Origin of the sequence: Kitasatospora sp. NPDC059795 (assembly GCF_042732175.1) — a bacterium.
Taxonomy (GTDB): Bacteria; Actinomycetota; Actinomycetes; order Streptomycetales; family Streptomycetaceae; genus Kitasatospora.
In genome coordinates this window covers 215,144-228,690 of the sequence record NZ_JBHWID010000001.1, presented here as the reverse complement: position 1 = coordinate 228,690, position 13,547 = coordinate 215,144, and the positions used below count along the sequence as shown (strand labels likewise).

The 13,547-nt window shown below is 73.2% G+C and carries 8 protein-coding genes and 1 pseudogene; 5 read left to right on the top strand and 4 right to left on the bottom strand.

Going from position 1 to position 13,547, the window contains the following annotated elements:
* Positions 1-450 precede the first annotated feature (450 nt).
* A complete protein-coding gene (locus ACFV4P_RS01100) occupies positions 451-720 on the bottom strand; it encodes a hypothetical protein (protein ID WP_380467126.1) in 270 nt (89 codons plus the stop codon).
* Between ACFV4P_RS01100 and ACFV4P_RS01095 the strand changes: the two are divergent.
* Positions 655-819 (top strand): annotated as a pseudogene (locus tag ACFV4P_RS01095) (winged helix-turn-helix transcriptional regulator); the annotation flags it as partial. The gene ACFV4P_RS01100 and the pseudogene ACFV4P_RS01095 overlap by 66 nt on opposite strands.
* A gap of 55 nt (positions 820-874) precedes the next feature.
* Here the strand turns inward: ACFV4P_RS01095 and ACFV4P_RS01090 are convergent.
* Positions 875-5,581, bottom strand: a complete 4,707-nt coding sequence (locus ACFV4P_RS01090; protein ID WP_380465953.1) for a multicopper oxidase domain-containing protein — start codon at positions 5,579-5,581, stop codon at positions 875-877.
* Positions 5,582-5,906: 325 nt separating this feature from the next.
* On the opposite strand from ACFV4P_RS01090, the gene ACFV4P_RS01085 reads away from it, so the two are divergent.
* Together ACFV4P_RS01085 and ACFV4P_RS01080 are read left to right on the top strand one after the other, a co-directional pair.
* The gene (locus tag ACFV4P_RS01085) at positions 5,907-6,572 is read left to right on the top strand and encodes a response regulator transcription factor (RefSeq protein ID WP_380465951.1); all 666 of its coding nucleotides are present in this window, start codon (positions 5,907-5,909) and stop codon (positions 6,570-6,572) included.
* Positions 6,562-7,560, top strand: coding sequence for a sensor histidine kinase (locus tag ACFV4P_RS01080; RefSeq protein ID WP_380465949.1), 999 nt, complete (start codon positions 6,562-6,564; stop codon positions 7,558-7,560). The genes ACFV4P_RS01085 and ACFV4P_RS01080 overlap by 11 nt, the downstream gene beginning before the upstream one ends.
* 71 nt (positions 7,561-7,631) lie before the next feature.
* Here the strand turns inward: ACFV4P_RS01080 and ACFV4P_RS01075 are convergent, their stop codons facing one another.
* Positions 7,632-9,581, bottom strand: coding sequence for a glycoside hydrolase family 5 protein (locus ACFV4P_RS01075; protein ID WP_380465947.1), 1,950 nt, complete (start codon positions 9,579-9,581; stop codon positions 7,632-7,634).
* A 325-nt stretch (positions 9,582-9,906) separates the two neighbouring features.
* On the opposite strand from ACFV4P_RS01075, the gene ACFV4P_RS01070 reads away from it, so the two are divergent.
* Positions 9,907-11,061 (top strand): PP2C family protein-serine/threonine phosphatase, encoded by a 1,155-nt coding sequence (locus tag ACFV4P_RS01070; protein WP_380465946.1) that lies wholly within the window; start codon positions 9,907-9,909, stop codon positions 11,059-11,061.
* 59 nt (positions 11,062-11,120) lie between these two features.
* Positions 11,121-12,926, top strand: coding sequence for a BTAD domain-containing putative transcriptional regulator (locus tag ACFV4P_RS01065; RefSeq protein WP_380465944.1), 1,806 nt, complete (start codon positions 11,121-11,123; stop codon positions 12,924-12,926).
* Between the two features lie 25 nt (positions 12,927-12,951).
* Here ACFV4P_RS01065 and ACFV4P_RS01060 read toward each other — a convergent pair whose 3' ends face one another.
* The gene (locus tag ACFV4P_RS01060) at positions 12,952-13,515 is read right to left on the bottom strand and encodes a DUF3515 domain-containing protein (RefSeq protein ID WP_380465942.1); all 564 of its coding nucleotides are present in this window, start codon (positions 13,513-13,515) and stop codon (positions 12,952-12,954) included.
* Positions 13,516-13,547: the final 32 nt, after the last annotated feature.

Below are 13,547 nucleotides of genomic sequence, written 5' to 3'. Positions count from 1 at the left end.
GATCGGCACCCCACCCGCCGATAGAGTAGGCCGATTACTCCCCCCGCCCGGTTAATTGAGAATTGGCCCGGAACACCACAAACACCCGGCCCCGAAAACAAACCTCCCCTCTCCCGCCACCCCACGCCACACCCGTCACACCAACCCCGCCCGCCACGCCCGCCCCATGCGAACGCCCCCATTGTTTCCATATTCTGGAAAGCCCGGAACGAGCGGGCCGACCCCCGATATCCACGCCCGGGCGAGCGCCCGCCCACCGCGCGCATTCCGCGGCCCCGGGATTCCCGCCGGACCGCCGGAGCGGGTCGGGAACGGCCGGAATTCCCACGCCGCACGTCCGGTGCCGGCAGTCCCGCCGGGAGCGGGACTGCCGCGGCGGATCGCGCTGTCGCGGCGGGCGGCGCCGTGTTCCGGGTCGTGCCACGACCGGGCCGCGGTCCCCGGCGGCGATCAGCGCGGGAGCTTCCCTCCCGGGCCCTCGACGGCTGTCCCCGCCGGGTTCGGCTGCTGGTGGGCCAGGGCGGCGGCGTCCCCCGCGGGTGCGCGGTGCGAGCGGGCGAGTCGCCGCACCAGCCGGTTGACGGGCAGGGTCGCGGCCACGGCGGCCACCAGGAGGATCGTGAAGAGCCGGTCGCTCGCGCGTCGCCGGTCCGCGTCCACCCGACCGTCCCGGCGCAGGTGGACTATCGGCTGACGGAGACCGGCGCGGGTCTGACCCATCTGGTGAAGGCGCTCGCCGACTGGTCGTCGGCCCATCGCGCGGTGATCGCGCAGGCCCGGCACGCCTACGACCTGGAGCACCCGGAGAACGAGCTCCGCCGGCCCGGGAGGGCGTCGACTTCCCACCCTCCCGGGCCGCTCGGTCGGACGTGGATCAGGCGGGGATCCGCCGGAGCGCGCCGCCCGCCGCCGGGACCTGGAGCGGGTCGGAGACGGACTTCGCGGTCATGCTCGGGAACTGCCCGCCGTAGCCGGCGGTGTTGAGCGCGACCACCCGGTAGGTGGACGCGTTCGTCGGCGAGGAGGTCATGTCGACGAAGGTGCGGTCCTGGTGGACGTTGGGCTGGTCCAGCGGCGAGGCGATCGTTCCGACGTCGGTCCAGGTCGTGCCGTCCGTGGAGCGTTGCACGGTGAACGAGGTCTCGGTGATCGAGTTGTCCCGCCACCGGAGTTGGACGCGTGCGCTGCCGCCCTGGCCGACCACGGAGGCGCTCAGCCCGTCGGCCCTGGCCGGGGGCAGGACCAGCGACTCGGGCCGCATCATGTCCATCTCCTCGTGGCTGAGGATGTGGCAGTGGATGACGTACTCCCAGCCGAAGTTGACCAGTTGGTTGGTGATCGGCGCGGTCCCGTTGCCCTGGGGGTCGACGTTGTTGAACATCGAGGTGTCACCGGCCGGCATCGCCGGGTCCAACAGCCGTACCGAGTTGGGCACTTCGAAGGGCGCGGTCGGCACCACCGGGCGCAGCGCGACGATGGTGTCCTCCAGTGGGCTCATCCGTACGGTGTCCTTCCAGCCGAGTTCGTTGGCGTCCGGCCGCAGGATGATGTTGTCCCAGGTGACCCGGTTGAGCACTTGGACGTCGTAGAGGTGGAAGTGCATCGGGTGGGTGTCCACGCCGTTGTGGGTGAACCGCCAGATCTGGGTGCCGTCGGCGGTCGAGCCGATCGGCGTGACCTTGGTGTCCGCTCTCGGCAGCGCGGTGCCGTCGATCAGTTCGGTCTGCGGGTTGATGTACGGGTAGAGGGTGACGTTCTGGGCGCCGGGTGTGGGTGGTTGGGCTTCGACGCCGAGGGTGGCCTGCATGCGGCCGTAGGCGTCGAAACCGGTGGCGTTCATCTCGTCGTGGATGGCCTTGGGTTGCAGCGTCAGCGTGCTCTTCGCGGCCGGGGCCTTGAGGGTGTTGAAGTTGAACGCGGTGGTGTCGTTGACCCGGACCAGTCCGTCGCAGGTGTTGACGGTGGTGTTGGCGGTGTTGCAGTTGCTGCCGTTCGCGAAGCCGGTGCCGTAGGCCGAGTTGTACGCGGCCTGCCCGACGATGATCGGGTTCTGGCCGGATTCGAAGACGCCGGAGCCGTCCGCGTGGTGGCGGAACGCGGCCTGGAGTTTGGCCAGGTTGAACGCGGGGGCGGGCTTGGTGTCGGCGACGGTGACCTGCATGACGGTGCGGGTGTTGGGGCCGTAGCCGGGCAGGATCTCGGGCGCTCCGGCGGGGGCGAGGTCGGGGGCGCCGGTGTAGTAGTCGTAGGAGGCAATCCGGGCGGGGTAGGCGGCGGGCGCGTCGTTGTAGAGGATCAGCGTCCTGCCGGCGAACTTCGAGAAGTCGACCAGCACGTCGGCCCGTTCGGCGGGGGCGAGGGTCAGCGAGTGCTTGTCCACGTTGCCGACGTCGAAGCGGGTCGGGTCGGTGATCCAGGTGGTCGGCTGCTGTCCGTCGATGACGGCGGGGGCGGGCAGGAAGCCGCCCTCGTTGGCGATCTGGATCCAACTCGGCCCGGCGGACGGGTTGTTGGCGTCCACGGGAGTGGGTGACACGTTGGGGTCGGTCTGTGCGGCCTTCAACTCGTCCGGTTTCAGGGCGACTTCGGTGGTGCCGTCGCCCTGCTTCGAATCGGCGGTGTACCACTGGAAGTTGAAGAAGCGGTCGTTGGCGGCGTTGAGCATCCGCAGCCGGTAGGTCTTGGGCTGGACGGTGGTCTTCGGGTAGGCGACGCCGTTGACGATCGGGGTGTCGTTGAACTGCTCCATGCCCATGGAGATGTTGGGGGTCCCGGGGATCTGCTCGGGCTCGCAGTAGGGCGCGGCCCGGTACTGCCAGGTGGTCGGGTCGTCCAGCTTGCAGTGCGGGTCGTGGTAGGGGTTGGGGATCGGCCCGTAGGTGGTGTCGCCGGCCGGTGGCCAGAACCACGGCCCGTACATCCAACGCCCGTACGAGCTCATGCCGGTGGGGTCGCCGGGGTTCTGCGCCGGCATGTAGACGTGGTGGTACCAGAAGCTGCCCTTTCCGCCCCAGCGTTGGGCGTCCCAGGTCGGGTCCTGGCCGTAGGAGACCCGGTCGCCGCCCGCGTCGAACTGGTCCTTGAGCTGGGCGTCGTCGGGCACGAAGGTGCGGTCCTGGACGAGCAGCGGGAGCGTCGACGAGGCGTCGGGGATGGTGCCGCTGCTGATCAGGGCCTTCTCGGTGTCGTCGGTGACGGTGTAGCCGGCGGCCTCGCCCGCGTAGACGTTCAGGCGGGTGATGCCGTAGGAGTGGTCGTGGTAGAACATCAGCCGCGCGCTCTGCTGGTTGGTGTAGTAGAACGTCGAGCAGCCGTCGTCGGCGGCGGCGCACAGCGTCGCTCCGGCGGGGTCGACCATGTCGGGCACGTTCTGCACGCCGACGCCCTGCGGCCAGTCGGTGTGCTCGCCGGCGGGGGTGATCCACTGGTGCGGGGTGCCGTCGCTGATCCACGGGGTGATGCCGCCGTGCAGGTGCAGGGTGGCGCGGTTGTCCGTGTAGCAGCCGGACTTGGCGTCGGTGCAGGACGGGTTGCGGACCTCGTCGGTGACGGTGGAGCTGTTGCCGGGCGCGGGCATCGTCATCGGTCCCATGCCGGCGCCCATGCCGGTGCTGTCGACCGGCAGGAACAGGTCGCCGGCGGCGCCGGTGGGCAGCAGGTTGCGGAACACGACCCGCACCGGCCGGTCCTTGGTGGCGGCGATCAGCGGGCCCATCCACTGCGGGGCGGCGACGCCGGTGTACGGCAGTTGCTGCCGGGTGCCGTCCATCAGTTCGTTGTACAGCGGGACTCGGCGGCCGGGCACCGCGTCGGTGGAGAGCTGGACGTAGCCGCGCACCAGGGTGGGCGGCAGGTCGGAGGAGAACCGGGTGCGGTACTGCACCAGGCCGATGACGTACTGGTCGGCCTGCCTGCCGTCGGTGGTGACGGTCTCGGGCACCGCCTCGGGGATGAACTTCGCGGCCGGATCGGTGCTCGGGTCGGCGACTTGCTGGACGTCCGGGCAGCCGGCGCCGTTCGCGCCCGGGTTGCAGGTGGTCGGCAGCCTGTCCTGGAACTTCTTCAGGCCGGGCGTCAGGTATCCGGCGCCGGGGCTGGTGACGGTGATCGAGCTGATCGCGCCGAGGTTGGTCACGGCGCTCGCCTCGGCGCCCGAACCTCCGTTGCCGGTGGGGTCGTTGACGGCGACGTCCGGGGTGGAGGCGTAGCCGGAGCCGGGGGTGTCGACGGTGAGCGCCAGCAGCTTCAGGCCGCTGGCGGCGGCGGCCGGGGTGGCGCCGGGGACCGGGTCGGCCAGGGTGCCGTTGCGGACGGTGACGCCGGGCGCGGCGGTGTAGCCGCTGCCGGGGTCGTCGACGATCACCTTGGCGATGCCGCCGCTCGGTGTCAGGTCGGCGGGGTCGACGTGGCCCTTGGCGACGGTGCCGTCCGACTGGGCGGGCAGGTCGAAGTCGACGGTCGGCATGGTGTAGCCGGCTCCGGCGTCGGTGACGGTCACGTTCGCCACCCCGCCGGAGGCGGTGGCCGCGGCGCCGCTCCCGCCGCCGCCGGTGACGGAGACCGCGAAGCCGCCGTAGCCGCTGCCGCCCGCGCGGACGGTGTACTCGACGACGCTGCGGGTCTGCTGGATGGCGGCGGTGGCGGTGGCGGCCGTGGTGCCGCCCTCGACGGTGACGGTGGTCGCGCCCTCGGCGTAGCCGTGGCCGGGCGTGGTCACCTCGATGCTCGCGATGCCGCCGGTGCGCGGGTCGACGGTGGCGGTGGCCTCCGCGCCGCTGCCGCCGCCGGCCGGCGCGACCTGCGCGCCGAAGGAGTACGTCCGGTCCTGCGTGGCGTAGCGCTCCCAGCCGGGGGCGCCGACGGTGAGGGTGGCGTCCTTGGCGGGGGCGGCTCCGGTCGGCGGGCTGGTGCTGTCGTCCGCGCCGGCCGGGTACACCAGGGTGTCGGTCGGGTGCTCCACGCCGGTGTCGACGGGGACGCCCTCGCCGTAGAAGGCGATCAGGTCGCCGGCCTGGACGGGTGTGTCCGGCATGTCGTAGGAGGTGACCTCGCCGCCGGCGCTGCCCGGCGCGGGCACCGTGCGCAGCCCGCTGTCGGCGATGACCGTGTACTGGTCGGCGGTGCCGGTCGGGTGCAGCACGTAGCCGTGGAACAGGCCGCCGGCGGAGCCGGTGGGGCTGCCGCCGGGGGTGGTCTGGTTCCAGGTCCGGAAGCCCTTGAGGGTGCCCTCGGGCAGCGGGGTGCCGGCCAACAGGACGAACACCGGGGCGAGTTGGCCGGGCGGGGTGGCGTAGTCGGTGGCGTAGGCCCGGGCGGCCAGTGGGTTGCCCACGGCCACGGTGCTGGTGCTGCTGTGGATGGCGACCTTGGCCCGGGACGTCGTGAGCGGGCTGTTCGCCCAGTTCGGCCAGGGGCCGAAGTAGTGCGGGACCCTGGCCTGGTCGGTCGGCCCGGCCGGGGTGGCGGCCGCCTGCTGGGGCTGCGTCGGCGGCAGTCCGAGCAGGGCCGCCGCCACCATGGCCCAGACTCCGGCCGTCGCGACGAGGTGCCGTCGGCCCCTCCTGGTGTGGCGCGTGAACACGCCGTCCCTCCTCCCTCTCGGCACCCGGCCGCGTCGCGCGGGTCCGTCCCTTCCGGTGCGGCGGGAGCGGCGGTCGTCACGGGGGGTGTGGACGGCCGTGCCGCCGGCCGGTCACGAGCTGCGGCGGTTGCGGGCCCCAGTGTGCGGACGGCCGCCGGGCGGGCCCGGGAAGATGACAGTCTTGTCATGAGGCCGTCATGACGCCCCATCAGCTCCGCAGACCGCACACAAAGTGCGATAATCGTGCGCAACTTGAGGTGGCGGCTCCGGGCCTTGAGGCGGCGGCTCCGGGCGGAGTCCGGGACGCGGGAAGGCAGCACCGAGCATGGCGCGACTGCTGGTCGTCGAGGACGAGGCACGCCTGCGGGCCTACCTGACCCGCACGCTGAGCACCGACGGCCACCTCGTCGACGGCGCCGGCACCGGCCCCGAAGCCGTCCGGCGCCTGCGCGAGGACGCCTACGACCTGATCGTGCTCGACCTGATGCTGCCCGGCTTCGACGGCTTCGAAGTGATGCGCCAGGCCTTCGAACTCCGCCCCGAACAGCGCATCCTGGTCCTCTCCGCCGTGGTGGACGTCGCCACCCGGGTGCGCTGCCTGCGCACCGGCGCCGTGGACTTCCTCGGCAAGCCGTTCGCCACCGCCGAGTTGATCGAACGGGTCCGCTCCCGGCTGCGCACCGCCCCCGTCGGCGCGCCCCAGCGCTGGCTGCGGGTCGGGAACGTCGCCCTCGACCTCGAACGGCAGGCGCTCGGCATCGACGGGCAGCAGATCCCGCTCTCCCACCGGGAGTTCATGCTGCTCGGCCACCTGATGCGACAGGCCGGACAGGTCTGCAGCCGGCACGAACTGCTGGCCGGCGTCTGGGGCTACAGCGACGACCTGGCCAGCAACGTCGTCGACGTGACGGTCCGCCGGATCCGCGGCAAGGCGCCGCGGCCGATCATCGAGACGGTGCGCAACGTCGGGTACGCGTTCAGTGCCTGCTGACCGCCGTGGACGCGACCGCGCGCTCTTCGCGGGCTGGGTGCTGTTCGTGGCCTGCACCCAGCTGGTGCTGCTCGTCGAACCCCGCCTGGAGACGGTGGCGTTCCACCTGGTGTGGATCAGCATGTCCATCGTCTACGGCTTCCAGTCCTGGTCCGCCCGCCGGACGGCCGCGGTGCTCACCACCGTCACCCTGGTCACCGGCGGCACCATGGCCGCCTACGCCTGGCACGGCCACCTCGGCTGGGACGAACTCGCCGAAGTCCCGCTGATGGCCCTGGTGTTCCTCGCCATGGCCTGGCACGTGCGCCGCCGCGCCGCCGCCCTCGCCGAACTCCGCGCCGCCGCCGAACGCGAACGCCGCGCCCAGCAGGACAAGGAGCTGTTCGTCCGCACCTGCTCGCACGAGATGCGCACCCCCCTCACCGTCGCCCGCTGCTACGCCGAACTCGTCCAGGGCGAACTGCCCGCCGGGGCCGGGCGGGAGGACCTCGACGTGGTCCTCGACGAACTCGACCGGCTCGCCCGGCTGTCCGGCCGGCTGCTGGTCCTCGCCGACGCCTACCACCCCGCCGAACCCGAGCACGGCCCCGTCGACCTCGACGCGCTGGTGCACCGCACCGTCCAGCGCTGGCGGCCCGCGACCGACCGCCACTGGCACCTGGACGCGCCCGCCGTCCGCATCGAGGGCGACGAATCCCGCCTGGAGGCCGCCCTCGACGCCCTGGTGGAGAACGCCGTCAAGTACACCGCCCCCGGCGACGCCATCACGCTGCGCTGCCGCACCGCCCGGCACGGCGCCGAACTCGACGTCGAGGACACCGGCATCGGCTTCGCCCACGCCCCCGCCACCGGCCTGGCCGGCACCGGCCTGGGGCTGGCCATCGTCCGCGCGGTCCTCGACGCCCACGCCGGCGAGCTCACCATCTCCCCCGCCCCGCACGGCGGTTCCCTGCTCCGCATGCGCCTGCCCGCGCCGCGCCCCGCCTGACCGGCCGCCGGACGGTGCGGGCGGCTCCGTCGGTGGCGGGGCGCGGGTGCGGACGGGTCGGGTCGGGCGGGTCAGTTCAGCGGGCGGCACAGCAGCGCGTCCGGCACGCCGCCGTGGTTCCACTTCCAGGTGTAGGCGACGCCCGCCAGGTACTCGTTGTCGGCGCACTGGCCCTTGTAGAAGCCGGGCGCCCAGTCGCTGCCGGTCGAACCGCCGCCGGCGGGCCGGTTGTCCCCGCTGTCGAACCACACGTTGCGCCCGGTCAGGGGCAGCGCGGTGGCGGCGGGCGCGCACAGCAGGGCGGACATCGCATTGCGGTTGACGCTGTAGCCGACGGCGAAGGTGTTGTCCGGGCACTGGAGCTTGTTGTAGCCGCTCGCCCAGTCCCCGTGGGTGACGTAGCGCTCGTCGGTGACGGTGGTCCAGGCGCCGGTGCCCTTGGCGGGCCGGCCGGCGTCGGTGCACAGGCCGCGGCTGTCGCTGCGGCCGAGGCCGGCCAGGCGCTGGGTGTCGGGGCAGGTGCCCTTGCGGTTGCCGGAGGACCAGTCGGGCCGGGCCAGCATGGTGGCGGACAGGTTGGCGTCGTAGTGGTCGAGGTTGAGCATGTTCCAGCGCGGGCCGTCGGCGACCGGTCCGCTGCGGGCGGGGGCGTCGATCAGCTTGTTCCAGTCGGCGGCGCGCCAGTCGCCGGTGTCCATGACGCCGAGCCGGGTGCCGTCCGCCGTGTAGTTGACCATCGCCCAGTTGTCCTGCGGCGTGCCGGTGGAGTCGCTCCAGCCGACCAGCGGCCAGATCGCGAAGTCGGTGTCGTTGCGCACCAGGATGTCGGTGAAGGTGTCGAACCAGGTGCGTTCGCGGGCGTCGGCGGGGCCGCGGCCGGCGGCGCCGAACTCGCTGATCCACACCGGTGCGGTGAAGTGCTGGCCGGTGCGGGTGACGAACAGCGCTTCCTCGTCGACGGCCTGGGCGAGCTGGTCGGGGGTGAGTTCCTCGTAGCGCGGGTCGTGGGTCTCGCCGGTGCCGGTGGCGCCGGTGTGCCTGGGGCCGGTGTAGCCGTAGAAGTGTGCGGAGTAGACGAGTTTGTCGGAGCGGATCAGGGTGTTGGACAGGGTGGCGACGGGGGTGAGCATCGGGCGCCAGTGCGAGGTCAGGTCGGTCGGGATGCCCTGCCAGTTGATGCCTTCCATGACGATCAGCAGGTCGGGGTCGGCCTGCAGGATCCGGTTGCCGGCGTCCTCCAGCGCCTGGTTGAGGTCGTGGTCGTCGCCCCAGCCCCAGTTGGCGTCGTTCCAGGTGTCGCGGCGGACCTCGTTGCGCAGGTCGGCGCCGACCACCCGCTTGTTGTCCTGGTACCGCTTGGCCAGGAACACCCAGTCGTCGATCCACTGCTGGGTGGACTGTCCGCTGTTCCAGCGTTCGTTGCCGTCCAGGCCGCAGCAGAACCGGTAGCTGGTGGTGTGGTTGTTGAGGATCACCGCGAAGCCGTCGGCGGTCAGCGCCGCGACGACGGCGTCCATCACCTGTAGCGGGGTCTTCCCCCGGAGCTGCGGGTTGGCCGCGACGGCCGCGTCCGGGACGGCGGCGGTGTCGTGGACGAGCGCGTTGGCGAACGGCAGGCGGACGCTGTTCAGGCCCATGGTGTGGAAGTCGGCCAGGATCCGGGCGATCGGGGTCCGGTCCAGGCCCAGCGGAATGTTGTTCGACAGCTGCCGGGCCTGGTGGTTCGCCGGGTCGCGGACGTCGCCGCTGCCCTGCCAAGTGCCTTGGGCCCCGGCCCAGTTGCCGGACTTGAGCTTGAACCGGTCGCCGTTCGCGTCGACGACGTACCGGCCCCGGGTGGACAGCGGGCCGGCCCAGGAGGCGGCGAGCTGCGGGCCGGTGAGGACGGGCGCCGCGGTCGGGCCGGCCGCAGTGGGAACGGTCGCGGCGGCCGCGGTGGGGGCGAGGGTGCCGAGCAGCAGGGCGCACGCCGCCACGAGGGCGGCGGACGCACACCGGAGCACGGTGGTGCGAGGTTTCACGGAACGCTCCTGACGAGGGGGGAGAGGTGCGTCTGTCCATAGGCGGTGCGTGGTGCGGGTGGTGACACCGAGTCAGTCCCTGAGGCGGCTGGAGGCGGTGTCCCCGACCATGTACCGCCGGGCGAGCAGAAACATGACAACCGTCGGTGTGACGGTGACCACAGCGCCGCCGGACAGCGGTACGACCTGACACGCGGCGCCGTTGCGCGTCCCGCCCGACCGGTGGCCGCCGCACGGTGTGGCGACCCGCCGGGTGGCCCTCTCCCACGGGAAGCTTGGGGGTCGTGCGCGCAGCGGTGTGCGGGCGGGTGGGAGGGAGAGCGGGGTGCGGACCGACCGCAGTGAGGACGGCGCGGGCTACGGGGTCGGCAGGGTGGGGCGGGCGGTGTCCTTGGGGGCCGCCGCCCTGATGTACTGCGTGATGGTCGGCCTCCAGTTCGCGCCGGACGGCTGGCAGACGCCGTCGGTGGTGGTCGCGGTGCCGGCCCTGGTGTCGATGGCCTTCCCGCCGCCGATGATCGTGGCCTCGGCGGTTCTCGCGATCGGCACCCGCTGGGCCTTCGTGCCGGGCGAACCGGGCCGGGTCGGCGCCGCGATCGGCACCACGGCGGTGATCGCCGTCATCGCCGCGCTGGGCGTCTATCTGGCGCACCGCCGCGAGCAGGCGGCCGCGCACCTGGTGGAGATCAATTCGGTCGCCGAGGCCGCGCAGCGGGCGATCCTGCGGCCGCCGCCGCCCGTGGTCGGCCCGTTCCGCATCGCCGCCGCGTACCGGGCCGCCGCGCAGTACGCCCGGGTCGGCGGCGACCTGTACGCGGTGACCGACACCGCGTTCGGCGTCCGCGCCCTGATCGGCGACGTCCGCGGCAAGGGCCTGGACGCCGTCGCCACCGCCGCCGTGATCCTCGGCTCGTTCCGCGAGGCCGCCCAGGACCACGCCCGGCTGACCGACCTCGCGGACCGGATGGACACCAGCCTGCGCCGCCACCTGACCGACTCGGAGGCGTTCGGAACGGCCTTCCTGGTCGAGATCGCCGCCGACGGAACCGCCCACGGCCTGTCCTGCGGGCACCCGCCGCCGCTGATCCTGCGCGGCGCCCGCGTCGCCGAACTCCCGGTCTCGCCGCGACCGCCGCTCGGCCTGGGCGGCCCGGGCGGACTCGGCGACGTGGACGACCTGCCGCTCGCCCCGGCCGTCCGCCTGTACCCGGGCGACACGCTGCTGCTGTACACCGACGGGCTCACCGAGGCCCGCGCCGCCGACGGCGCCTTCTACCCGCTGCTGCCCCGCCTGACCGCCCACCTGGAGTCGCACCCCGACGGCCCCGACCCCGCCGCCCTGCTGGAGTGGCTCCACCGCGACTCCCGGGCCTTCGCCACCGGCGGCGCCGACGACGACGCGGCCCTGCTCGCGCTGGCCTGGCCGCCCGGCGCCGCACATCCCAGAAACCTGGGATACCCCGGGTGCGCACCGCTCTGACAGGCTGGTCTGTCATGGACGCACACAGCGATGGTGCGTCGTGCGCATGAGGAGGTTTCGTGGTCGCCGGGCTGAATGGCCGCTCCGTCACCGTCCCCGCCACCCTGCACCCGGGGTTGCGGTTCCGCCTTCTGGGGCAGCTCGTCGCCGAGAGCGACGGCGGCCCGGTGCCCCTCGGGTCGCTCAAGCAGCGGGCCGTCCTGGCCGCGCTGCTCGGCCACCCCAACACCCTGCTCTCCACCGACCTGCTGACGGAGGCGGTCTGGGAGGACGAGCCGCCCCGCTCGGCCCGCAAGAACCTTCAGGTGTACGTCTCCGGGTTGCGCGGTGCGCTCGGCGCGGAGCGGCTGGCGCACCGACCCGGCGGCTACGAACTGCGGGTCTCGGACGGGGAGTTGGACACCCTGCGGTTCGACGCCCTGGTGCGCGAGGGCCGCGAGGCGGCCGCCGGGGACGCGGACGGGAAGGCCGCCCGGCTGCTCGGCGAGGCGTTGCGACTGTGGGACGGCCCGCCGCTGCCGGACCTGCGGCACTCCTCCGCGCTGCGGGCCGTCGCCGAGCGGCTCACCTGCCGCTACCTGGGGGCCGTCGAGGACTGGGCGGAGGTGGAGTTGCGGCTCGGCCACGCCGGCCAGGTCGCCAACACCCTCGCCGACCTGGCGGACCGTCACCCGCTGCGCGAACGCCTCCAGGCCGTCCACCTGCTGGCCCTGCACCGGGCCGGGCGGCGCGCCGAGGCGCTGGCCGCGTTCGGGCAGCTGCGCCGGCAGCTCTCCCGGGAGCTGGGCCTGTCGCCCGGTCCGGAGCTGGAGGCGTGTCACCGCGAACTGCTGGCCGACCGTCCGACGCCGCCCCCGCGGGTCGCCGCGCGCCACGGGCGCAGCGTGCTGCCGCCGGACACCACGGCGTTCACCGGGCGGGAGACGGAGTCGGCGGAGCTGGTCCGCGCGGTGCGCGGCGCCGGGCGGCCGGTGGTGCTGACCGGGCCGGTCGGTGTCGGGAAGACCGCGCTGGCGATCCGCGCCGCCCACGCGCTGCGCGACGACTTCCCCGACGGCCGTCTGTTCGTCCGCCTGCGGGACGCCGCCGGCCACGCCCGCGACCCGCAGGCCGTCGCCGCCGACCTGGCCCGGCTGCTGGCCGGCGACCCCGCCGGCGCCGATCCGGTCCACACACCGGCCCGTTGGCGCGAGTGGCTGGCCGAACACCGGGTCCTGGTCGTCCTGGACGGCGTCGCCGACGAACGCACCGCGCACGCCCTGCTCCCGCCGGGCGGCCCCGCGACCGTCCTGGTCACCGGCCGCACCCCGCTGCCCGGCCTCGGCGCCGCCCACCGCATCGACCTCGCCCCGTTCACCGTCCCGGAGGCGCTCGCCCTGCTGTCGCTGCTGGTCGGCGCGCACCGGGTGGACGCCGCCCCGGCCGCCGCCGAGCGCATCGTCACCGGGTGCGGCCTGCTGCCCTCGGCGGTCCGGCTGGCCGGCTACAAGCTGGCCGCGCTCCGCCACCTGCCACTGGACGAGTTCGCCGACCGCCTCGCCGACCCGCACCGCGCCCTCGACGAGCTCGCCGTCGGCGAGACCCGCCTGCGCGACCGCCTCGACACCCAGTGGCGCGCCCTCGCCCCCGACCAGCGCACCACCCTCGCCCGGCTCTCCCGCCACCCCTGGGCCGCCACCTTCGACCTCGCCCACGCCCGCCGCGCCCTCACCCTGGACGCCGCCCCCGCCCTGGACGCGCTCGAACGCCTCATCATGGCGGGCGTCCTGCTCTGCCCCGCCGAGGAGACCTCCGCCCACACCGCCCGCTACGCCCTCCCCCGCCTCACCCACCTGCACGCCCGCCTCCAGCCCGCCGCGGCCTGACGGGCTGTCGGCACGGCCGTTCGCGCTATGCGGCGTCGTCGTCGCCGGCGTTCAGTCGCCCGGCAATGTCCGGAATCATCGAATTCACCGGCGTCGATATCAGGCTCAGCGGATCAACGAAATTCGGATAGGCCCCGGCCGGGGATTCGACTTCCACGAACACCCTTCGCTCCGTGCAGGTGAACCGGTATCCGCCGTGGCCGTCCTTCTCCATGTACCAGGTCACGTTGTCGACGCTCGGCGATTCCGCACGCTGGTTCTCCGCGTCGTCGAGGCTCTCCGGCCGCGGCACTCCGCACCGCAGTACCGTGCGGGGAGAACTCCCCCAAGTGGCCACATTGGGGGACGGATCGGGGTCGGTCCGGGCATGGCCGAACAACTCCGTCGGCAGGGACTTCATGAGAGTCTCGCAGTACTTCGCGGCCTCGCCCCTCGGGCCGGGATCGCCCACCGGAGGCTGCCAGGTGGCGCTTGCGTTCACCGCGAGGACAACGACGCCGACGGCGAGAACGGACGGCAGGGCCAGCAATCGGACGGATTCCGGAAACCTGTCGAAGAAGCGACGAGAACGCTCTAAACGCATACGCATTGCTCGATGCTACTGACCCTTACAGACGAACC